The organism is Brevibacillus jepli, from assembly GCF_047229145.1.
Lineage (GTDB): Bacteria > Bacillota > Bacilli > Brevibacillales > Brevibacillaceae > Brevibacillus.
The window spans coordinates 14,877-37,794 of the sequence record NZ_JBFEFW010000027.1; the positions used below are offsets into that span (position 1 = coordinate 14,877).

A 22,918-nucleotide genomic window follows, 5' to 3' on the forward strand; every position below is an offset into this window, starting at 1 on the left:
AAGGAGAAAGGAGGCACAAGCTCTAATGCAAGAAAGACGGCTTCCGAAGCACATCGTGATCGTTTGGTTAATAGCGCTGCTTCTCCTATCGGCAGGCTGTCGCAATGAGGCTGACAACATCACGATCATTGATCCCCCCACTGCTGAGCAATCCGATTCTCTTGCATTGGAGCGGATTGACCGACTCGATGACGTTTATGCGTTTGGCTGGCTCTCGGAAAATGAGCTTCTGTACAGCAGTGACTTAGTGACGGATGGTGACTTGCACATTCGCAATCTACAAAATGATTCCAGTCATCCGGTCGGCATAAAGTCGAAGGACATAGCGCAGCTCTCCCCCGATCGCACACATGTGCTGCTGGCAGATCGCATCCATGCTGAGTTAGGTGATCTCATAACAGGCGACAGCCTTTCCTTGCAAATCGGTGAGGCAGGCTTATCCTGGATGATGGAGGATTCCAAAGGCTCTTGGTCAGGCAACGGTACGTATGTCATGCCTATTGTGAAAGGAAACGAATACGGGTTGGTGTTCATCGATCAAAGCGGCAAGGTCACACCGTATGCTCTGCCCTCTGCCGATCAGCCTGTGCAAAAAGTCGTCCAGCATCATGAGCGCCTGTACTATATGGACGCCAACAAACAACTGAAAACGACTGTCTGGGGCAGCAACGAGGAGAAGCTCATCCGCAGCAAGGTGATCGACTTCTCCCTTTCACCTGACGGTAAGAGGCTCGCTGTTGCTTGGGAGTCTGCTGCAGATGAAGTCAGCTTGTCCATTATTGATTCTTCCGGAAGTAAGCCTGACCAACCGATTGTCAAAGGACGCCTTTTGCAGCAGCTATCCTGGTCGCCAGATGGTCAGAGACTCGCCTTTGCGATTTTTAGTCTGTCGCAGGGCATGACCGGCCTCTATGTCATGGATGCCAAAACAGGCTTCATGCTCCCGTTGTCCACTCAGGCGAATCTCAACAACGAAATTATCTGGAGTCCGTCTGGTCACCAGCTCTTCGTAAGCAATGGAAAGCGCTGGACCCAAGACGCTCAAATATCTACGACGATTTATCAACTCAAACCAATTAACATAACGGAGTGAAAATAGGAAATGAAACGATATGCTCTACCTTTTGTCGCTGGCCTCGTCGCCATTACTTTAGTGACAGGGTGCACCACTGCTTCTGATCAACTGACGGTAAAAGACCCTGCCCCACCTGCAACAGAAAACACCGGGAAGCCTCAGTCTCCTGCTGATGCAGCGAACAACGAAAAACCAGCGGACGATTTGCTCAAACAGTTCACCGTGCTCGCGGCGCAAGCCAAGGAAGCGAATGAGCTGACTGCCTTTTTGGATCAGCATCTGGCGAAAACAGACACTCAAACAGCCGATCAACTGTTCTGGGCGCTCGAGCAGTATTATGAGAAGCATTTGCCTACGATCAACGATAATTTCCAGGCACTTCTCGCCCAACCTGGAAATACGGATAAACTGTATGCACTGCAATACCCTTACGATTTCAACAAACTAAAAGGCGATGACAGCTTCAAGCAATGGTTACTCAAACAAACAGAGGGCGGACTCGTCTTGATGGCGACGAACGACATGTCTTTTTACTGGCAAGTGAATTACAAAGCGCTGCAAAAATATGCTCCTTCGCTCAGTAAGGAAGGGAAGGACTACTTGTCCATCCAAGAAACAGAAACGGGGGAACCGTATGCAGGTGATGGAGGATTGAAAATCACGCGGGCCGAGCTCGGACCACGAATGATTGAAGTCGAGGAGTATTTGAACAACTACCGCAGCAGCCCACGTGCAGTGAAGCTCCGTGCGCTCTATATCGACTATGTCAAAGCATATTTGTCTGATTACCGTTATGATGCGATTGACGAGGCGACGATGAAGCTGCTCCCGGCCGTCAAGGAAGAGTATCAGAACTTCGCCAAGAAATATGAGGCGACGAAAACAGGACAGATCGTCGAGGATTACTTGAGCGAGGTCGCTAAAAACAAGGACGTGATCTACGAGTTTGGCAAACCTGGCGAGAGCATCATCGGGGATGCCAAGCCGAACATTAGTCAGTTTTGGAACGGACTCGAAGAAAGGGTTGCTCGGATGATGAATCCTTAAAAACAAGCAGTTTTCGTTGCTGTAGTGGTGGGGAGGGAACAGGAGAAAACGACTCAGCTTCTAGGGCCACCCGCTGGGGGATTGACTGGCCGACTCCATGCGAAAAGCGAAACCGCGTCCAAAGTGGTCCAATCAGGATGTATCTCAGAGGTGGACGCTTAAGGGCGTGTTTCGCTTTTTGCATTACGTCTCGGTCGGTGTCCCTAAGATCTTCGCTGTTTTCTCCTGTTCCCTCTACAAGCTGCTTGTTTTTTTCGGTAGTTGATGGAAGATGAAAGACTTTTATTGTTCAGCCGAAGAAGTCTCGAACATATAAAAAATGTAATCGGAGGAAGCTCCCGCGTGACCCATTTGTCTGAGCATGGCGGAGATATTGCCGCGATGATAGGTTCCGTGGTTGGCGACGTGTTGGACGATGTCGGCATAGCGAGCATGAACCGTACCCAATGCTGGATGTGTATACGCTTTTGTATCCTCCATCGAGATTTGTCCGAAGAAATCTCTGAACTGCTGGGCTGAATCGGCAAACAGTTTTCGTAGCTCTTGCACGTTCTTCCCTTTTACTTCCTGTGAGAGGGCCCCTACTTTTGGTCCTACTTCTTCGTAGGTCTCCCCCTTCATGGCCAACAACCAGACGAAATCAGTCAGGAGAATGTGAGCTAACGTCTGGGTGATGGTTGGAAACACGCTCTGAACCTCTTGCTCACTCACACCTTCTGGCACCTCTTGCAAACGCTCAAATACCTTTTCGTTTGCCCATACATGATATTCGTACAACCGCAATGCCTCCTGCTTCATAATCACTCTGCCTCCATTCACATTTTCCATCTCTTATTTGCTTCAATATAAATCAACTCTCCTGACAATAACGGTCAGTGAATCAAGTCGACTGATAAAATTGAAATAAATCGGCAGCGATTGCAGTCAAACGCTCTTTTACAAAGGCCGGCTCTTCTATTTGTATGGATTTTCCGAATGGCAACAGATAATGAGGAAGGATTGACTGGGCCATTTGCTCATCTACGTGAAAGATCACCTGTTCCTCGCTACGCTCGATCACGGTATGTCCGAGATACCAATGCCTGCACAAATCAGCGAGTGCCTGTGGCCTTCCTTTGACCTTGAGTAAAACGGTGTTTCCCTGCTTGTCTGCTTCCGGTAATAAATTCGAGAGAAAAAAATCGCGCGCAGAAAATTCAGAAGGACGTTGAAAGCTGGCTTCTGTACGTTGGATCTCATGAATACGATCTACACGAAAACTGCGAATAGTACTGCGGAGATGGCAATAGGCAACGATATACCAGTTCCCCTTCCAATAAACGAGCCCGTATGGATCGATATGACGCATCTGCCTCGTTGTCTGGTAGGCTTTCTGATACGCCATCGAGAGGGTGTGCCCATTGGCAACAGACAGCTCCAGTTCTTGTAGGGTAGATTCCAGCGAGGGATCAACAGGAGGCTGGATCACCTCGAAGCCTATACTATGTCGGTCAATCGCGTCACGCTGCTCTTCATTTGTGTACCGTTTTAGTTTGGAAATGGCCCGGTCTAAATCTGCTCCGAAAGGATACCCGGCCTCTTGGGCAAAGACTGCTGCATGAATCAGGGCTTTTTGTTCGTTGATGTCAAAAAATAAGGGAGCCTCATTGAAATGCTGTAGCAAACTGTAGCCACCATTGTGTCCAGCATCGGAAATGATGGGTACACCGCTCGCACACAGTGAATCAATATAGCGGTAAACGGTGCGAATATTGATTTCTAGAATCTCCGCCAGCTGCTTCGCTGTCATTCGCTTGCCAGTCTTCAGCAGCCACAAAATGGAGAGCATATTATCGGCTTTGGACATGCATGATTCGCTCCCCTTGAAAAGATATCTTCTGATTTTAATAATTACCACAGATTTTAATCCAATTCCTCTATCTGCCCCTTCTCCTTTTCTCGACAATACTGGTTCTTTCTCGATAAGCTGCCAGTTGAAACATAGCGGAAACGGTAGAGAAAGTATATTTCTTCTCACTTAACACCTCAATGACATAGGGCATGGCATCCATACTCCCCTTCAGCGTGTCTTTTGTACCGCCAGCGGAATGTTGAAGCACGACTGCACCTGGGGTTACATGTCCCAAGATGTTTCTCGCGACCTGTGGACCGGTGAGACCTTTCCAGTCCCAACTATCTACATCCCACAAAATCATTTCGTAGTCACTTGCCGCAAGCAACCGGATCACATCCTCATTCACGGCTCCATATGGCGGCCGAACCATCCGAGGTCTTACACCTACTACCCTTTCGAACTGATCTGAGGTACGTTCTACCTGCTCCTGAACAGCCAAAAGAGGTATTTTCGTAAAGTCAGGGTGATCCCAGCTATGGTTTCCTACCATGTGTCCTTCCTTTACAATCCGCTCCAGTATTTTGGGGTGGTATAGCACCATTTGTCCAACACAGAAGAAGGTCGCCTTAACCTGATAGTAGGCCAATATGTCTAACACACGAGGGGTCCACAACTGATCCGGTCCATCATCAAAGGTGAGTGCGATTTCCTTCGTTTTATTGAGCTTGTTCACAAGCGTTACCCTCCTTTTCAGCCAGTGTTGTGCTGCTTTGATGCATAGTATGACTGGGCTATCATTTGGTAACGCTAAAAAAACCCCTCGTGTGGGCTTTTGCAAAATTTTTTTTAACAACGCTTAATGATTATAGTATAATGATGATAATGATTTTCATTTTCGTAAAAATTCCTACTAGAGAGATTGTTGGATATACATGGAGGGTTAATCACGACAAAGCACGATCGAAAGGGAGGATTGTATGGAAAAAGTGTTAGAAGTAAAAGATTTGCACGTGTCATTCGATACGTATGCAGGCGAAGTGAAAGCAGTACGAGGCGTTTCCTTCGACTTGGGAAAAGGAGAAACGCTGGCGATTGTTGGTGAATCTGGTTCCGGTAAATCCGTAACCTCACAGGCACTCATGCGCCTCATTCCTTCTCCTCCTGGACGCATTCCAAAAGGACAAGTTCTGTTTGAAGGAAGAGATTTGGTTACGCTTTCCGAAAAAGAAATGCAGGATGTTCGCGGTCGTGATATCTCGATGATCTTCCAAGACCCAATGACTTCCCTGAATCCGACGATGACCATCGGTAACCAAATCATGGAGAGCTTCATCAAGCACCAAAAGCTAAACCGTGCAGAAGCCCGCAGCCGTGCTATTGAGCTATTGGAAATGGTAGGGATTCCGTTTGCCAAAGAACGGGTCGATCAATATCCGCACCAGTTTTCCGGTGGGATGCGCCAACGGATCGTAATTGCTATCGCACTCGCCTGCAATCCAAAAGTCATCATCGCCGATGAGCCGACGACCGCTCTGGATGTATCGATTCAGGCGCAGATTTTGGAGCTGTTGAAGGAACTGCAAAAGAAGATGGGTACCTCGATCATCTTTATTACGCACGACCTTGGTGTAGTAGCCAACATGGCAGACCGTGTAGCGGTTATGTATGCAGGTAAAATTGTGGAAATTGGTAAAGTCGATGAAATTTTCTACGATCCTAAGCACCCGTATACATGGGGTCTATTAGGTTCCATGCCTAGCCTCGATGCCAGCGACGACGAGCTCATGTCCATTCCTGGCTCGCCACCTGACATGTTCAAGCCACCTGTAGGGGATGCCTTCGCGGCTCGTAACCCATTTGCGTTGAAGGTCGATCTGGAATATGAACCACCGATGTTCAAAATCTCCGATACGCATTATGCGGCAACATGGCTTTTGCATGAAATGGCACCTGACATTAAGCCACCTGCTTCGGCTGTGAGACGAAAAATCAATTCTGATGATACAACGGATGCTCCGGTAAGCACCAAAAAATCGTTCAACTACGAGAACCGTGAGAAGCTGGTGGAAGTCAAGGATTTGAAACAGCATTTCGACCTCGGTAACGGTCATACGCTAAAAGCAGTCGATGGCATCACCTTTGACATCTACAAAGGGGAAATTTTTGGTCTTGTAGGTGAATCCGGGTGCGGTAAATCTACGACAGGACGTACCATCCTTCGCTTGTACGATGCTACTGGCGGAGAGGTCCTGTTCAATGGACAAAGCGTACACGGAAAGAAAACGGTCGAAGAAAAGAAATGGCTCAACCGCAAAATCCAAATGATTTTCCAAGATCCTTACTCGTCGTTGAATCCACGTCTGACCGTATCTGACATTATTGCGGAAGGTCTCGACATTCATCGTCTGGCGACCAAGGAAGCGCGCATTGCCAAGGTACACGAGCTGTTAGAAACCGTGGGACTCAACCGTGAGCACGCGAACCGTTACCCGCACGAGTTCAGCGGCGGGCAACGCCAACGGATCGGGATTGCACGGGCATTGGCTGTTGATCCAGAATTCATTATCGCCGATGAACCGATCTCTGCCCTCGACGTTTCCATTCAGGCACAGGTCATTAACCTGCTCAAACGCCTACAAAAAGAAAAAGGCCTGACTTATTTGTTCATCGCCCATGACTTGTCCATGGTCAAATACATCAGTGACCGCATTGGTGTCATGTACCGCGGACGCATTGTGGAGCTGGCAGAAAGTAATCGCCTGTACGAAAATCCGATTCACCCGTACACCAAAGCTTTGCTCTCTGCGATTCCATTGCCGGACCCTGATTATGAGCGCAACCGTAAGCGCATTGTATTCGATGATCAGGAATATTTGCGGGATCAAGGGGAAGAACGCGTATTGCGTGAAATTGAGCGTGGTCACTTTGTCGCTTGCACCCAGAAAGAATTCGAAAGATACGGCGGCGGCGTTTTGGTGTAAACCATATACAGGAAAAGGGAGAGAGCTTCGACAGCTCATCTCCCTTTCTTATTTAATCCTTCATTCGCAACAGTCTCATGCTGTTTAAAATGACCAGTAATGCTGCTCCAGTGTCACTGAGCACCGCCAGCCACAAGGTCAGATAGCCCGGGAATATCAACACAAGCGCAACCAGCTTCACGATGATGGAAAACCAGATGTTCTGCTTGATGATCGTGAGTGCTTTTCTGCTGACTTTCATGGTATGTGGCAGTTTCTCCAGGTTGTCAGCCATCAACACGATATCGGCTGTTTCCATTGCCGTATCTGTGCCTGCTCCCCCCATCGCAATCCCCAAGTCCGCTGATGCCAGTGCAGGCGCATCGTTGATCCCGTCACCCACCATGGCGACGACCTTGCCTTCTTGTTGGAGTTGCTTGACCGCCTCTACCTTATCTTGTGGCAACAGCTCCGCAAAATAACGGTTGACGCCTGTCTGACCCGCTACTTTTTTCGCCGTACCCGCATTGTCACCGGTCAGCATCACGATGTCCTGGATCCCTGCTGCCTTCAGCTTGGAGATAGCACTCACCGTAATTTCGCGAATCGTATCTGCCACGGCAATCATCCCGATCAATTTCGAAGAGGTACCGATGACCACCAGAGTATGTCCCTCACTCTGCAACGACTGGATTTTCGTTTGCCATGCCGATAGATCGACTCCCAGCTCTTGAAACAACGCAGGCTTTCCTGCATAAAATGTTTCGGCTCCGATGACAGCGCTCGCCCCTTTTCCGACGATCGCCTTGAAATCTTCCCCTGTTTGGGAAAGAATCTGCTTTTGCTTGGCATACGTGAGGATCGCTTGGGCAATCGGATGGGAAGACCGCTCTTCAATCGTTCTGGCAATGGACAACACTTCGTCCTCGCTTCCCTCCATCTCAATAACCGTAGCAACCTGTGGTTTCCCCTCGGTCAAAGTACCTGTTTTATCAAAAGCAATCGCGCTGATTGCTCCTGCCTTTTCCAAAAACGTACCGCCCTTGATTAGCACACCGTTTCTCGCAGCGTTACCAATCGCGGACACAATCGCAACGGGTGTAGAAATGACCAGTGCGCACGGGCAAGCAACAACCAACAGCTCAAGCCCTCTGTAAAACCATTCTCCCCAAGTGCCGAGTCCGAGTAATGGAGGGAATACAATGACGAACAAGGCGAGCACAAGCACAATTGGCGTATAGATCGCTGCGAATTTGTCGACGAACGCTTGGGTAGGCGCTTTTTTCTCCTGCGCTTCCTCCACGAGATGAATGATTCTCGCAATCGCCGTATCCTCCACCAGCTTTGTCACCTTGATCTCCACAGCGCCGCTTTCGTTGACACTCCCTGCAAAAACGCTGTCACCGACCAGCTTATCAACCGGAATCGATTCTCCGGTAATCGGAGCCTGATTGACGCTCGATGTCCCGTGCACGATCACGCCATCCAGCGGAATTTTCTCTCCTGGCTTTACTACGATGACTTGACTGACAGCGATGTCTTCAACCGGCTTGCGGGTGAGCGACTCCCCCACCTTGACCCATGCCTCTGGCGGAGCCAAATCCATCAGATTGCGAATGGAGTCGCGCGTCTTCTCGATCGACTTGGTCTGCAGCAAATTTCCGATGGAAAAGAGCCAGACGACTGTCGCACCCTCCAGCCACTCACCGATTAAGGCTGCTCCAATAGCCGCCACCGACATTAAGACGTTCATATCCAGTGAACCGCTTTTAACCGCGTAAAAAGCACTGCGCACAGGACGATAACCGCCACTCATGATCGACAACGCATAGAGCAAAGTCACGACCATAGGAGATACGCTCGAGGAAAATGAACCGAGAAAACCGAGAGCTAACAACACCCCGGAAATCGTCGTGAGTGCCGTCCCAGCTTGATCGACTTTCGGTAATGCTTTGGCCGTGCTTCTCGTTAGCAGCATGGCACTGTAGCCGGCTTTGGCGACTTCCTTGATCACCGCTTCTGCGCCCAGTCCTTCTGAGACGAGCTGCATTTTACCGGTGGAAAAATTCACGTTTACCTCTTTTACGGCTGGCAACGTCTGCATATGCTTTTCCAGCGATTTGGCGCACGAACTGCAGTCCATGCCTGTAACTCGATAAACAACAGCCTGTGAAGAAAGAATGCCTACGCCGTCTGCTGCCGCAGCTACAGGCTCGAGAACCGTGAGATTTTTACCAGCTTGCTTATGCTCACTGCCGCATTGATGCCCACTGCAACACTCTTCTTTTTTTCGTTCTTCTGCCATCTGTTCTCACCTTTTTCCAAGCATCTATTTTGCCCAGCTTCGAATGAAATCAATCCACAAACATTCAAACAAGTATTTAATTATTATATTATCTCATCCTTCTGGTTCGTTCAAGAATTGATTTGAATATACAACCATTTTTTTACAAATTCAACAATATAGCAAAAGACCCCTATTGCTAGGAGTCTCGTCACTTCGTACGTGCTTGTTCAGGTGTGGGGGTAATTTGCCAACGCTCACCACAATCCAGGCAGAGGCATTTGATAACTTTACGCTTTTCTAATGCAAGACGAACGGCAAACAGGACGAACGCTCCTGACAGCCCGAGAAACAAAAAGATGACAGGCGTCCCTTTCACCGTAATACCGATCAAGGCAAGCACCGCCAAAACCGCTACATAAATGGTTATGTATAATGGCTTATTGATGGATTCCGTGAAATCGATTTTTGCAGACCGACACTTCGGGCACTTTGGTTGAGCACTCATGGTTTTCTCTCCCCGTTTCATTGAATCATGTCCATCTTACACGAAAACAAGGAGGCACACTACACTTCCATCAAAATGTCGTTTTTCCTTTTCACTTTCCTCGCTTATGTCTATAATAGTAGGACATTGTAGAGCATGAGGTGATGGTTACAGTGGATGACATCTGTGAAATCCAATGTTTTGATGAGGAAAAAGTAAATCGGTTAAAGCCGTTCGCCACAGAATCAGAAGGAGTAGCAAAAATCTTCAAGGCGTTGGCCGATGACACCCGCGCCAAAATCATTCACATCCTCTCGATGGAAGACGAGCTCTGTGTCTGTGATGTGGCCGCAATCATCGGCAGCTCGATCGCCAACACCTCCCACCATTTGCGTCTTTTGCGCAACATGGGATTGGCCAAGTATCGTAAAGAAGGAAAGCTCGTTTTTTACTCGTTGGATGATGACCATGTACGCCATCTCATATCTGCGGGAATCGAGCATGCAAAAGAACAGAAATCCATTGTCCGAGCTACCTGATTGCTCGGGCTTTTTTGTTATAGGATAAGATGACTTTTTTTAAGAAATAGACTGGAGGTGTGTCAGCACATGGTAAACAAGAATACGGTAGTCCACTGTTTGCAGGATATCCATAACCAAAAGTTCGTCGACCATTTTCATATGCAAGAAGACCATCAGCCACGTTGGGAGGCCTCCGCCTATCTCTTGTCTCTCGAAAAAACAGAAGTTCCTCTTCCGGCGGATGCTTTTCTACTTCTAATGGAGCGCCTAGAATACTGGGAGCAAGAATGGGCTTGGGAAGAGAAGAGCGTTACAAATAGCAACAGACGGCTTATTCTTTGTCGGGTCATTGATCCCCTCATAAGGTCTGGGTTATTCAAGGAAATTGATGTGAAACATACACTTGGCAAACTAGATGAACAGGATATTGAATTTGATTATCGCTCCATTGTGACAGCTGATTCTACTAACTCGCTCATTTATGATGAGTGGAATGATTTTCTTTTATTTGGTTGTAACGCACACCATTATTATGTCATTCGATGGTACACAACTGCTTAGCCAGCATTTTAAACATTTGATTAACCATGAGGGGTTCCCTCGTCTTTCCGGGTAACCCCTAAAGTCATCCTTTAACGGATGGCTCAGTTTCTGTACGGACCCGCTTCCTGATCGCCTCAATTCCCACAAATATAAGGAAATAGCATATACCGGCAAACACAAACACCGTTGCTTGCGGATAATAAAATGCAGCATGCGGATCATCAGTCATAATCCATTGCAGAAGCACAGGCACATATCCGATGACAGCATATCCACCGAAACGCACAACGTATTTTTTCCACCCGATCAAGTGTGGTGACCTACTCACTAGCCAGTCCAGGAATATCAACAACCATACGAAGACAACCAAATTCAATACCATGCTTAAGAGTACACCCAGCAAATACTCTTGTCCGAACCCGTACGGTCCGCTTGGATCACGATAGATGTAGATGATCAACGCAGCATACAAACCGGTAAAGAACGAGGATATGACTGCGGCGAGTACACGCATGCCGATATTCATGGAAATCACTCCTTTGCTTCGCTTTCACCCGTCGGCAGGCTGACAGTAACAGTTGTGCCTTCGCCTATACGGCTTTGAATCTGAATGCTGCCTTTTGCGACCTGCACAATTTTTTGGACGATGGAAAGACCGAGACCACTTCCTGTCGCTTCTCGATTACGGGATTTGTCTCCCTTATAAAAACGGTCAAAGACATGCTGCTGCTCTTCCTCTGACATGCCGATTCCCGTATCCTGAATGGTCACGACAATTTGCGTGTCCTTGTGTATCGTAATGAAAATAGAGCCTGACGTCGGGGTGAATTTGATACTGTTGGAGAGCAGGTTCATCCATATTTGATTGACCAGCTGCTTATCAGCCACGATGACAGTCTCCGGTAAATTCAGCTCCATCGTGAGCTTTTTTTGTTGCCACTGATGCTCCAAAAGCAAGAGGACTTGCCTGATCTGTTCATCCAGACGAAAACGTGTTGGTTCGTACAGCCCTGTCTCTTTGTCCAGGGAAGCTAGCGTCAACAGCTGTTTGCTCAAGGACGACAGTCTCCTGCTCTCCTCTTCAATGATGGTCAAATACGAATCCCGCTGTTCACGAGTCACGCCCCCGCTGCGAATCGCTTGGGAAAAGCCTTGGATCGACGTCAACGGAGACTGGATTTCATGGGAGACATTGGAGACAAACTCTTGGCGCATCTCATCCAGCTGTTTGATTGAATCAGTCATCCTGGCAAAATGCATGGCCAAATCACCGATTTCGTCCCTGCGAGAGATATCCAGGTGGATATCGTAATTGCCTTCTGTCAGTTTCTTGGTCGCATGGCTCAGCTTCTGGATCGGCTTCACCAAATAGCGGGTAAAGATCAAGATCAGGATCATACTGAGTACAAACATCGCCGCCAACAGTAAGGCAAACATCATATGTACCTCGCCGAACTGCTGCTCAATATTCGGGCGTACAAACATGGCATATTTTTTCCCTTCTGCTGTAAAAGGCAAGCCAATGCTGTTTTTCAATGTATTCTCAAAAAAGCCTGTCACAAACAAGCTGTGCTTCTCTTCTGTGATCCCTCTGTAGATCTCGCCCTCCAACACTTTTTGAACGATGGCAGGCTCAATCTGCTGATCACGAAAAGGTGCCCCAAATTGGCTGACGGCACCATGCTCATCCACGAGATGCAGCTGAAAATTCAAATTGGCGACATGACTCATGAAAGCAGGCAGGTCGAGAGTAGATTTATGCTCATACAAATCGATAATTTGCTGCCCGATCCTCGTGATTTTTTGTTCATTATAAGCGCGCATATTTCGTTGGTAATACTCATTTGCCAACAAAAATCCAAGTGTGCCGCTGATCAATACAATCGCAACAAAGGTTAGAACTAGCCGGACATAAAGAGATTTCACGAGCTACGTACCTCCAGCTTGTAGCCTAAGCCGCGAACGGTAGAAATGACAAAGTCATCCGTCTTGTCCGTGAATTTTTCTCGTAATCGCTTAATATGCACGTCGATGGTACGGCTGTCACTCTCACTATCACCGCCCCACACCAACTCCAACAGTTGATCGCGGGTAAAGGTACGATCCGGAAAGCTGGCCAGCTGGGCGAGCAGCTCAAATTCCTTTAGCGGGAGATGAATCAGCTCTTCCTTCACCTTCACGACATGACTGATGCGATCGATGACGGTATCATTCATCACGATGATTTGTTTGCTGACCATCTGATAGCGGCGCAGCAAAGCCTTGATGCGGTACAGCAATTCGGTAGGCTCGAACGGCTTGGTCAAATAATCATCAGTCCCTGCCAAAAAGCCTTTTTCCTTGTCCCGCACCTCTCCTTTCGCCGTCAGCATGATGACAGGCAGGTCGTAATATTCCCGGATCTCCCTGCACAGCTCCCAGCCGTTTTTCCCAGGCATCATCACATCTACAATGGCGAGCTGTATGGATTCCTGTTCCAACAGCTGCGAGGCCTCATTGCCATCCGCACAAGCCAATACCTGATACCCTTCTTTTGCTAAATAAAATCGCACTAGCTCACGCACATTTGGATCGTCATCCGCAATCAGAATCGTCAATTTCATCAAGATGGCCCCCTTGTTACTCCGATCTCAGGTTCTCCCTCTTCGTTGCTTTGAATCATACTCATTTGCATACCATCTTGCAAATACTTGCAAATCCGAATACAACACGCAGACAAATATAAAGAGGCAATATGAACGCCATATGAACGAATAGTGCTTGAACGCCAAAAAGCGGCAGACACACTTGTGTCCACCGCTCCTCTTTACTTGTCAATTACTTGCGAAATATCTCTGCAAACCACGCAGCCGAAGCATCTACTTCCTTCACTGTCAGCTGATGTCCATACGATTCCCAATGCACGGTCACATCCGCCCCTGCCGCTGTCAGCAGTCGACCCAGCTCCTCTGTCTCCTGTGGAGTACAAATCGGATCATTTGTGCCTGCGCCGATAAACACTGGGATGGATTTCATATCGGGCAAAGAAATCCCTCTGCGAGGTACCATCGGATGGTACAGGATCGCCCCTCTCAGCGTGTTCGCGTAATGAAACAGCAGGCTTCCTGCGATATTGGCACCATTGGAATACCCCACCGCTACGATGTTGTCTCGCTCGATTTGATACGTGACCGCTGCCTGATCCAAAAACTCGTGCAGTTCCTGCGTGCGGTAAACCAAATCCTCTTCGTCAAATACACCCTCGGCAAGACGTCGGAAAAATCGAGGCATGCCGTTTTCGAGAACATTCCCACGGACGCTCAAAACAGAAGCTCCCGGATGGATACGATTGGCTATCGGCAAGAGATCGTTTTCATCTCCTCCTGTTCCATGAAGCAACAACAGTGTCGGTGCTTCTGAATCGGTCCCTTTTCGAAAAATGTGCTTCATGATTTATCTTCCTCCAACACTCTTACTGTAATCGGCGGCAAGCCCTGCTCGATCTGGGTACGTTTCGGCTCATACCACTCTGGGAGCATGAGTTTTTCACCCAATGCCTCAAATGGCTCATCGCGTTCAAAGCCCGGAGGATCAGTCGCAATCTCAAACAAAATTTCGCCCGGCTCACGGAAGTAAATCGCGTTGAAATACTGACGGTCGATAATATCTGTCGGATGAAGACCTGATTGGGCTGCGCGCTGCTGCCACTGACGGTGGTCCTGCTCATCTTTGGCACGCCATGCAATATGGTGGATCGTTCCTGCGCCACCTACTCCTCTTGGCATCGACTCGGCATTCACGTCAATGACATTGCCCAAATCACCATGCGCCTGGAAACGAACGAGGCCGTTTTCTTCGCCTACTCGGGTAAGTCCCATCAATTTCTCCAGCACATCCATCGTGTAGGCAGGTGCCATACTGTACAGGATCGCTCCGCCGAAGCCCTTGATCGCCTTGTCGGCCGGAATTCCGCCAAAGGACCATTTGCTCGCTGGGCCTCCTTCACGCTCCACGATCTCCAGCTGCAAGCCGTCTCTGTCCGTTAATTGCAGATACGTTTCATTAAAGCGTTCGACGCGGCGGTACTCGACTCCGAATTTTTTCAGACGATCCTCCCAGAAGGAAAAGGAACCCATCGGAATCAAGAAAGTGGTATACCCTACTTGCCCACCGCCCACGCGTCCGTGACGAGCAGATTCCCATGGGAAAAAGGTGATGGCTGTTCCTGGGCTGCCGACCTCATTCCCGAAGTACAGGTGATACACATCAGGCGCATCGAAGTTGATCGTTTTTTTAACCATGCGCAACCCGAGGATTCCTGCATAAAAGTCAACATTGTCCTGTGCACTCGTTACAAAAGCGGTGATATGGTGAATTCCTGCTGTCTGTTGTGTCATCTTGTTTTTCCTCCCTTTTTCGTTCATTTCGATTGGAATGTGTTATAGCTCACGAACTCTCCGACTGGCTTGCGATATCCTCTGACACGCTGACTAGCCGTGTCTTCTTTTCCGATTGTGATCATCAAGGCTGGCACATAGTTGTCGGGAACCTTTGTAATCTCTTGGACGGCTGCTGGATCGAAGCCGATCATCGGGCAAGTATCCCAACCCTTATCCTTGGCAGCGAGCATGAACAGCATGGCAGACAGGCTGGCATTGCGGATTGCTTCATCGCGCTTGAACTGCTCTCCTCCAGACTCGTGCATCGCTCTGACAGAAGAATTGTTGTGCTCGTACTCGCGTTGATCCATGATCCCTAAATGAAGCAGACCTTCATTAATGCGCTCCACGCTTTGGTACGCTTCCTTGTCTCCAAACACCAGCACAACTGCCGAAGCGGTTTTTACCTTATATTGTCTATATGCCGCTTCATATACTCGCTCTTTGGCTTCTGGATCGGTGATAACTACATAATGGGCATGCTGCAAGTTGAATGCAGATGGCGCGAATTTGACCAGCGACATGATTTCTTCTATTTCAGCAGATGAGATCGATACGTCTGTAAGAAACTTGTTAGCAGACCTTCTGTTCTTTACAAGGGTAGTGAATTCACTCATGGGACTTCCTCCTCGATTTTTATATCTCTTCGTTTTTTAATATCTTAAATTAAAGATAATTGGTATAAAAAAATGACTCCTGCTTGAACAATCGATATCCACTGTATCTTGGGGAAGTAGGATGACGGCGTTATAAAAGTGAATATCTTAAATTCAAGATAATTATATGACCATAATTCTTCCTTGTCAACAGCCCGGGGCCAGAAGAATGAAATCTCTTCCAGCCCCATAGTCTTGTTTAGTTGGCGTACCAGTAAAGAGCATAATCAGTCATGACAGAAGGATACCCCATTTGGCGCAGCATCGCCGTTATGTTTCCACGATGATACGTTCCGTGGTTGACCACTTGCATGATCATTTCTGCCAAGCTCGTATCGCGTACGCTCGTGTACGGATTATCAAGGACAATGCGCCGATCCAAATCTTCTTCTTGGCTAAGAAAAGCTCTGTATTGCTCGACCAGCTCTGCATACTTCTGCTCTACTTCCTCCAGGCTTTTTCCCGTTAATTCCTTTTCCCGCTGCCATGCCTCATTCAATGCCGTTTGCATGTCCACGCCCTGCAATATGAGAAACCAGCCTTGGTCCACCATATAAATATGCTCCATCACTTTTGCTACCGTCGGGAAAACGCTTTGGACTTCCTGCTCGTAAACATCTTCTGGAAGTTCTTTCAAGCGATTGATTAACGTCTGATTCGCCCATGTGTGAAAATCATACATCGTTTTGGCATAGTGTGTCATGATAAAGCCCCCTTATTAGCGCGTTGATAGCTCTATCATATGCCGACTTCCCTGACAAATATGGTCAGTGATGTTTCCTGCTCCAGCCAATATCTCATTTTTTCTAGTTTAAACAGTTGTTCAATATGGTGGACTCCGGGTGGAAAAGCCTCGGTATACAGCGATTTTGCTACATCAGCAGCCACACATGCCGTCATTTTAGACTGATCGTGCCCGTAAAGCAGACACTCTACGGTAGCCTCGTTGTTTCCCCGTTTTCCCCGCGCCTCCACCTTGATGGCAAACCGATCATCGCCCATTTTCCAACGCTCAAATGCGTCAATCGTGGCTTGGCGTACTTTTGGTTGCTCGAGTAATCGGCAAATTCCCATGCTTCGAAGGGCCGCCACCACTCTCGTCATCCAATCCTGCTCAAAGCAAAGTCGTGTAGATACTGTGGGAACCCCCAAGGTGCGTGCCAATGTCTGCTGATCGGAAAACGGAAAGCGATATGCGTGCTTTTTGCCCAGCTCTCGTCCGAAATCAACGAGCTTGCCCTCTGTCATGCTCTCCACAATTACACGTTGATGCTTGTTCGTCACCTCGTAGCTCGTGCACAAATGATCGACTGTCCATTCAATTGCCGCCTTCCCGTGCCGATCCCCCAAGCCGAGCATGATGAAAATGTCCAGCTCACTGATCGTCTCCAACAAACGGTGAGCTTCCCCCGCCAGCAGGTTGGTCAGACCTGGTGCCAGCCCTACACTAAGCACGGCGGTTCCCATGTTCTCCGAGGCGGCGTTGCTCCCCCATTGCTCGATTCGGGTCAAAAAATGGCCGCTCGCCGAGATATCAAGATAATGCGTCCCATTCCGCAGACAGACCTCCACAAAATCCGTATGCGTCTGATCCAGACACATAACCACCAGCTTGACTTTTTCCAGCATGCTTTTGTGAAGCGGCTTATGAATATCTATTTGGAGAGGCAACACCTTCCCAGCTGTTTCCCGGCAAAACGCTTCTGCCTTTTCCAAGCTGCGCCCAGCCGCATACACCTGCCCCGGATATGCTTCACCCAGCTTCTTGCATATGGTTGCTCCTACATGTCCGTATCCTCCGACCACGACGATCTGATCCTTGTTCATGCCTTCTCCACCTCTGTGCCTCTTTGTTTCTGCCGCTCCACACATGCCGCATACCACCAGACCAGGAAACCGCTCAAGCAAATCAAGCCACCTGCTTCAAAAACCGCACGATACGCATCGATCGTCGGCTGCACAGCTTGACTCGATTCACCGTTCATCATACCTAGTCCCAACGCTGCGCCGACCACCATCCCTGCATTGCGCGTCAAGGCGATCATGCCTCCGATCGCGCCCGCATGCTCCATCGGGACGTGACGCATGATGTAGCTGTTGTTGGGCGAAGCAATCAGCCCCATACCTGCCCCTACCAGAGCCAGTACCGCAATGATTTCCAGTGCAGACAGTGTCTCTAGCCATATCGCCAAAACAGTCAACCCTGCCCCCATCGCACCAAGACCTGCAAAAATGAGCGGTCGTGCCCGATATCGGTCAGAAGCCCAGCCACTAAAAGGACCCGTCAGCGCTAGAAGCAGCGGGTAAGCCGTCATCATATACCCTGCCGTCAACGGGGATACATGCTCTTGCTTAAGCAAGTAGAACGGCATAACAACCAGTACGAGATTGGCGAGCACAAACGATGCAAAGCTAATGAACAGCCCACTGGACACGGCCGGTAGACGAAAGACTGCCACGGGCAAAAACGGAACGAATTGTCGCCGCTCCCACCAGACAAGTGTCCATGCCAAGACGAGTACACCCCCATAAAGAATGAGCATCCCTGCTGAATCCCAGCCCCATCCGTTTCCATTGGATATCGCTATAATGACTGAGCTGACCACCAGCATGAACAGCCCTGCCCCAACGAGATCAAGTGAGCCGATCTTCTTCGTCTGCTCATAGGAAGGAATATAACGAAAAGCCAGCCCCGTAGCCAAAATGGCGACAGGAACATGAATGAGAAACAACCACTCCCAGCTCAGCCATGACGCGATCATCCCCCCTGCAATCGGCCCCGTCATTCCGCCAAGCGCGACAGCTGTACTCATGATCCCAAGGGCCCTCCCCCGCATTTCTTTCGGGAGCAAAATCGCGATGAGCGCGATATTCGTAGCCTGGAACATAGCCGCTCCGATGGCTTGCACGATTCGAAGCGCCAGCAGCATCGTGATCGTCGTCGAAAATGCCACCAAAACAGAGCTCACCGTGAACAGCAGAAAGCCGTAATTGTGCATTACACGATGCCCGTACCGATCTCCCAGCTTGCCCATAACGGGAAGAAGAGACGCAATGACAAGCAAATACCCTGTGGTAATCCATTGTGCGATCGCCAGCTCCGTCTGGAAAATGTATGTGAATGAAGGGAGCGATACATTGACAATCCCCGCCGTAAAATGAGACAGGAATGCACCCAAACAAATTGCGATCATCATAAAAAAGCGCTGCTTCTGGCTCATATGGTCTTTCCAACTCCTCGCGTATCTTGTAAATTTAGACTAAGAATTATTCTCAATTATAGAGAGGAACGAGGAGAGCACCATCCCACAAAGCTGGGATTTTCCATTGCCAATAGACGCACAGGAGAATGCTGATGAGTACATATTGGGAAGCTAGCAAACGAAAAGTAATGGCCCTAGCCGAGCGCTTTTCCCACTCTTCACAAGACTACCGGACAGCGCTCTTGCAGCTATTGCGAGAGTTCGTCCCTTTTGACGGGGCTTGCTGTACCGCTGTTGATCCGCAAACGCTTTTGTCCACTGGCGCTATCACAGAAGACGGAGTGGAAGCCATTCATCATGGCATTTTCGAGCATGAATACTTACGCCAGGACTTCAATCGGTATGATTATCTGTGCAAAGCAGCTGAGCCTGTCGCTACGTTGAGCCAAGCGACGGAAGGACAGCTTGAACGCAGTGACCGCTATCGCAATGTCCTGCTCCCAGCCGGGTTTCATGATGAACTGCGTGCTGCTCTCAAGTACGACGGTGCATGCTGGGGGTTTTTGACGTTGTTTCGCTTGCAGGGGCGTCCCTTTTTTTCTGAGCAAGAGCGTGAATGTATATTGGCTTTGGCGCCCTTAATTGCTTATCAGCTGCGGAAGACGAGTCTGTCCTTGCCCGCCGAAGAGAATACGTGGATGGAAGAAGAGATGGGAATATTGATGCTGTCGGATCAGATCACCTTACTCGCCGCCAATCCCACAGCGGAAAAATGGCTGTCGCTGCTCCGCAAATGGGAGTCGATTGAACGCGATACCTTGCCCCGGCCAGTGCGAGCGGTTTGTTCGCGAGCACTCTCCCAGCTGGCAGAACCAGGTCACACGGCATCCATGGCAAAAGTCTGTATTCGCATGCCAGATGGCCCTTATATGACCATTCAGGCCAGCCCCATGAACAGTCAAAACAACTCGGTCCACTTGGCTGTCTTGTTCGGCCCCGCAAAACCTGCTGACATGCTTCCTCTCATCGCCGAAGCATACGGGCTGTCTGCACGGGAGAAGCAAATACTCGACCAGATCGTCCGCGGCGCCTCTACGAAGGTGCTAGCACGCACACTGCACATCTCTACGTACACCGTGCAGGATCATTTGAAGTCCATATTCGTCAAAACCGGAGTGTCCAGCAGAAGAGAGCTGATCTGGCAATTGTTTACCCGCTTTGGTGTACAGGCGAACCAGTAAAGCTGTTTTTGCTTAAAATGAAAAAGAGGTCTCAAGAATCATATCTTCAGACCTCTTCTTATTGCATTAGATCGATTGATATTGCTGAAGGAGTTGGCTGTGTTCACCTGTCACAGACGACTCCAGCGTAAAGGTAAACGCCACACCGTGCTCCGTATTACGTACCCCATAACTGCTGCCATGCAGCTCGAGAATATGCTTCGTGATCGCGAGTCCTAAACCGGTTCCTCCCTTTTTCCTGTTTCGAGACTGCTCCCCTCTGTAAAACCGATTCCAAATAAAGTCCAATTGATCCTCAGGAATGTGTTCACCCATATTTTCGATGGTAGTGCATATGTGCCGGTCTTCGTCCTTGAAATGAATCAAAATCGTGCTACCGGGGTCAGCATGACGGATTGCGTTGACAATAATGTTGAAAAAAACCTGTTCCATTCGCTTCGGATCCGCATACGCATGCTTTCCAAACAAGGAGCCGACCACAACCGCCAACTGCTTTTCCCTGAAATGATGAGACAATTTATCGATCACGCCGCCAACCAGGTCTTCGAGGGAAAACGCTACTTTTTTCAATCGGCTTGAATGAGACTCCAGCTTTGCCAGCTCCAGCATATCTGCGACCAAGCTTCCCATCCGGATGGTTTCATCCAGAATCACCTCGATATACCTCGCTCGTTTATGTGCCGCAATATCATCCTGCAACCCTTCGGCAAAGCCCTTTACGATACTTAACGGCGTTTGTAGCTCATGGGAGGCATTGGCGATAAATTCCTTTTGCATTTGCTCCAGCTTTTGCTTCTGTTCCATATCTCGTATGAGTTGCTCATTGGCTACCTGCAAATCATGAATGGTTTGCTGCAAATTGTGAGACAGACTATTCAGGCTTCCAGAGAGACTCCCGATCTCATCCTTGCGCTTGCTCATCAACACCACCCCAAAATCGAGCTTGGCCATTCGTGCAGCGGCATCGTTCAACTCGATGATTGGCTGCGTAACAATACGCGAGAATAGCAGGGACAAAAGGATGATCAGTACGATTCCGCCAACCCCAAAATAAAAGAAATACTCTTGCATCAGCTGAAACGATTCGCCTACTTCGTGGAGGGAAGAAATAGCGAAAACCAGTTGAGTCAGTTCCCCTTGATGGAAAATCGGCTGAATGAAGATCACGTTTCGTACTCCAGTCCATGCTTCCGTCCAGTTGACCTCCAGCATATTCCCCTTTTGTAGCTCTGCCAGCTCTGTCTCAGTCAATGGAAACGAATCGTACAGGGCGGTGGCAAGAAGTCCGATCGCCATCCCGTACCTCGGTGACTCTGGCAGCTGTAATCTGGAGATCACGCCTGTGTAACGAGTGAGTGATTCATCTTCCCCTACCGTCATACCACGTATGCTGTTCGCTTGTTTCGTAATCGTAACGGGATAGAAAAGTCCTCTGCCTAGTTCGTAGTCATAGTAGCCTTCTACCGTTACGGTATCCCCCGGCTTCAAACCAGCCGCATGCAGCCCTTCCAGATCCTCAAAAAAGTACAGAGCTACGTTGACCATCCCTCCGTCCACGGTTGATAGCTCCATTCGGAACGGGCTCTCATAGATGGGCTCGCCATCAGGCTGAAGAAAGGCGATCTGGGCATTGTTTTCCATGATGAACTGCGCCGTCTCTCTGGATGTACGATGCTCGTCCCACTGCTCCTCCTCATATCGCTTGGTAAAAGCAAGCAGGCTCTGCTTGACACTGTTGCTTTTTTGATGCTGGTAAAAATCTTCAAAGAATAGCAGCTGTCCGATTGTAATCAAGGAATAAAAAAGGACAAAAAACAACGAGGTTAGGGCAAACAGCTTAAAAGTGATTCCATTGCGCAGTCTGATCATGACTCCACCTCAAGCATATAACCCACTCCGGTCACCGTTCGGATGAGCCGGGCCTCTTCTCCCAGCTTGGCCCTCAATTTTTTGATATGCGTATCCACGACGCGCGGTTCCCCAAAATAATCAAACCCCCATATGTGATCGAGCAGTGTCTCCCGTGATAAGACGATCCCTCGGTTTTTCGCCATATGCATCAGCAGCTCATACTCTTTTGGCGCCAGATCAATGGCGATTCCGTTTACTTCGACGCGCCGAGCCTGCTTGTTAATCGATACATTCCCCATGCAGATCAGATGATGCTCCCGTCCCACGGTACCCTCAACACGTTTCATCAGATTCACTGCCCGCGCCACCAATACTTTCGGGCTAAACGGCTTGGTGACATACTCATCCGCCCCCAGCTCGAAACCCATTAATTGATCGTCATCGTCGCTCCTTGCCGTCAGGATGATAATCGGCATTGCCGATTGTTTTCGGATCTGCCTGCAGACACTCCATCCATCCATTTCCGGCATCAATATATCCACGATCACCAGGTCAGCCTGGATCGTCATTAGTTTTTCCAGTCCTTCTCTCCCATTTTCCGCTTCGTATACCGTCCATCCTTCCAACTCAAAATAGTCGGCTACGATCTCTCTAATGCGACTTTCATCTTCAATCAAAAGCACCCTGTAATTCACACGATCACTCCTCTTTGCAAGCAACAAGCATTCCTACGATCGTAGCAGTCTGGTGTGTCTTTTATTTGTACATTTTTGAAAAAAATAAACACATCAAAAACAC

The 22,918-nt window shown here is 48.9% G+C and carries 22 protein-coding genes; 6 read left to right on the forward strand and 16 right to left on the reverse strand.

Going from position 1 to position 22,918, the window contains the following annotated elements; genetic code table 11:
- The first annotated feature begins 25 nt into the window (after positions 1-25).
- Together AB1L17_RS23940 and AB1L17_RS23945 are read left to right on the forward strand one after the other, a co-directional pair.
- Positions 26-1,093: a TolB family protein gene (locus AB1L17_RS23940; protein ID WP_412847675.1), complete on the forward strand. Its 1,068-nt coding sequence runs from the start codon at positions 26-28 to the stop codon at positions 1,091-1,093.
- 9 nt (positions 1,094-1,102) lie between these two features.
- Positions 1,103-2,122: an ATP-binding protein gene (locus tag AB1L17_RS23945; protein WP_412847674.1), complete on the forward strand. Its 1,020-nt coding sequence runs from the start codon at positions 1,103-1,105 to the stop codon at positions 2,120-2,122.
- 282 nt (positions 2,123-2,404) lie between these two features.
- Here the strand turns inward: AB1L17_RS23945 and AB1L17_RS23950 are convergent, their stop codons facing one another.
- The 3 genes from AB1L17_RS23950 to AB1L17_RS23960 all read right to left on the reverse strand — a co-directional run bounded on the left by AB1L17_RS23950 (position 2,405) and on the right by AB1L17_RS23960 (position 4,689).
- A complete protein-coding gene (locus tag AB1L17_RS23950; RefSeq protein ID WP_412847673.1) occupies positions 2,405-2,920 on the reverse strand; it encodes a DinB family protein in 516 nt (171 codons plus the stop codon).
- Between the two features lie 82 nt (positions 2,921-3,002).
- Entirely contained in the window at positions 3,003-3,968 is a 966-nt protein-coding gene (locus AB1L17_RS23955) for a helix-turn-helix transcriptional regulator (protein WP_412847672.1), read from the reverse strand.
- A 70-nt stretch (positions 3,969-4,038) separates the two neighbouring features.
- Positions 4,039-4,689 (reverse strand): polysaccharide deacetylase family protein, encoded by a 651-nt coding sequence (locus AB1L17_RS23960; RefSeq protein WP_412847671.1) that lies wholly within the window; start codon positions 4,687-4,689, stop codon positions 4,039-4,041.
- Positions 4,690-4,933: 244 nt separating this feature from the next.
- Here AB1L17_RS23960 and AB1L17_RS23965 point away from each other — a divergent pair, with 244 nt between their 5' ends.
- Positions 4,934-6,937 (forward strand): ABC transporter ATP-binding protein, encoded by a 2,004-nt coding sequence (locus AB1L17_RS23965; RefSeq protein ID WP_412847670.1) that lies wholly within the window; start codon positions 4,934-4,936, stop codon positions 6,935-6,937.
- Positions 6,938-6,989: 52 nt separating this feature from the next.
- Here AB1L17_RS23965 and AB1L17_RS23970 read toward each other — a convergent pair whose 3' ends face one another.
- Positions 6,990-9,221: a heavy metal translocating P-type ATPase gene (locus AB1L17_RS23970; protein WP_412847669.1), complete on the reverse strand. Its 2,232-nt coding sequence runs from the start codon at positions 9,219-9,221 to the stop codon at positions 6,990-6,992.
- 190 nt (positions 9,222-9,411) lie between these two features.
- Positions 9,412-9,708 (reverse strand): hypothetical protein, encoded by a 297-nt coding sequence (locus AB1L17_RS23975; RefSeq protein WP_412847668.1) that lies wholly within the window; start codon positions 9,706-9,708, stop codon positions 9,412-9,414.
- 143 nt (positions 9,709-9,851) lie between these two features.
- On the opposite strand from AB1L17_RS23975, the gene AB1L17_RS23980 reads away from it, so the two are divergent.
- Together AB1L17_RS23980 and AB1L17_RS23985 are read left to right on the forward strand one after the other, a co-directional pair.
- Positions 9,852-10,226, forward strand: coding sequence for an ArsR/SmtB family transcription factor (locus AB1L17_RS23980; protein WP_376900218.1), 375 nt, complete (start codon positions 9,852-9,854; stop codon positions 10,224-10,226).
- A gap of 69 nt (positions 10,227-10,295) precedes the next feature.
- On the forward strand, positions 10,296-10,769 hold the full coding sequence (locus AB1L17_RS23985) for a hypothetical protein (RefSeq protein ID WP_412847667.1): 474 nt from the start codon (positions 10,296-10,298) through the stop codon (positions 10,767-10,769).
- Between the two features lie 64 nt (positions 10,770-10,833).
- Here the strand turns inward: AB1L17_RS23985 and AB1L17_RS23990 are convergent, their stop codons facing one another.
- The 9 genes from AB1L17_RS23990 to AB1L17_RS24030 all read right to left on the reverse strand — a co-directional run bounded on the left by AB1L17_RS23990 (position 10,834) and on the right by AB1L17_RS24030 (position 19,046).
- Positions 10,834-11,277, reverse strand: a complete 444-nt coding sequence (locus AB1L17_RS23990; RefSeq protein WP_412847666.1) for a hypothetical protein — start codon at positions 11,275-11,277, stop codon at positions 10,834-10,836.
- A gap of 5 nt (positions 11,278-11,282) precedes the next feature.
- A complete protein-coding gene (locus tag AB1L17_RS23995; protein WP_412847665.1) occupies positions 11,283-12,677 on the reverse strand; it encodes a sensor histidine kinase in 1,395 nt (464 codons plus the stop codon).
- Positions 12,674-13,354 (reverse strand): response regulator transcription factor, encoded by a 681-nt coding sequence (locus tag AB1L17_RS24000; protein WP_412847664.1) that lies wholly within the window; start codon positions 13,352-13,354, stop codon positions 12,674-12,676. The genes AB1L17_RS23995 and AB1L17_RS24000 overlap by 4 nt, the downstream gene beginning before the upstream one ends.
- Positions 13,355-13,568: 214 nt before the next feature.
- Entirely contained in the window at positions 13,569-14,180 is a 612-nt protein-coding gene (locus AB1L17_RS24005; protein WP_412847663.1) for an alpha/beta hydrolase, read from the reverse strand.
- Complete coding sequence (locus tag AB1L17_RS24010) at positions 14,177-15,127, reverse strand: ring-cleaving dioxygenase (protein WP_412847662.1); 951 nt, start codon at positions 15,125-15,127, stop codon at positions 14,177-14,179. The genes AB1L17_RS24005 and AB1L17_RS24010 overlap by 4 nt, the downstream gene beginning before the upstream one ends.
- A gap of 23 nt (positions 15,128-15,150) precedes the next feature.
- The gene (locus AB1L17_RS24015; protein WP_412847661.1) at positions 15,151-15,786 is read right to left on the reverse strand and encodes a nitroreductase family protein; all 636 of its coding nucleotides are present in this window, start codon (positions 15,784-15,786) and stop codon (positions 15,151-15,153) included.
- 238 nt (positions 15,787-16,024) lie between these two features.
- A complete protein-coding gene (locus tag AB1L17_RS24020; RefSeq protein WP_412847660.1) occupies positions 16,025-16,528 on the reverse strand; it encodes a DinB family protein in 504 nt (167 codons plus the stop codon).
- Between the two features lie 35 nt (positions 16,529-16,563).
- Positions 16,564-17,652 carry a saccharopine dehydrogenase family protein gene (locus AB1L17_RS24025; RefSeq protein ID WP_412847659.1) on the reverse strand — a complete coding sequence of 363 codons (1,089 nt, stop codon included), beginning with the start codon at positions 17,650-17,652 and terminating at the stop codon, positions 16,564-16,566.
- A complete protein-coding gene (locus AB1L17_RS24030; protein WP_412847658.1) occupies positions 17,649-19,046 on the reverse strand; it encodes an MFS transporter in 1,398 nt (465 codons plus the stop codon). Before AB1L17_RS24030 ends, AB1L17_RS24025 begins: the two co-directional genes overlap by 4 nt.
- Before the next feature lie 134 nt (positions 19,047-19,180).
- Here AB1L17_RS24030 and AB1L17_RS24035 point away from each other — a divergent pair, with 134 nt between their 5' ends.
- Positions 19,181-20,269 (forward strand): helix-turn-helix transcriptional regulator, encoded by a 1,089-nt coding sequence (locus AB1L17_RS24035; protein ID WP_412847657.1) that lies wholly within the window; start codon positions 19,181-19,183, stop codon positions 20,267-20,269.
- A gap of 66 nt (positions 20,270-20,335) precedes the next feature.
- On the opposite strand, the gene AB1L17_RS24040 is transcribed toward AB1L17_RS24035, so the two are convergent.
- Together AB1L17_RS24040 and AB1L17_RS24045 are read right to left on the reverse strand one after the other, a co-directional pair.
- Positions 20,336-22,138 (reverse strand): sensor histidine kinase, encoded by a 1,803-nt coding sequence (locus AB1L17_RS24040; protein WP_412847656.1) that lies wholly within the window; start codon positions 22,136-22,138, stop codon positions 20,336-20,338.
- The gene (locus AB1L17_RS24045; RefSeq protein WP_412847655.1) at positions 22,135-22,815 is read right to left on the reverse strand and encodes a response regulator transcription factor; all 681 of its coding nucleotides are present in this window, start codon (positions 22,813-22,815) and stop codon (positions 22,135-22,137) included. The genes AB1L17_RS24040 and AB1L17_RS24045 overlap by 4 nt, the downstream gene beginning before the upstream one ends.
- Positions 22,816-22,918 lie beyond the last annotated feature (103 nt).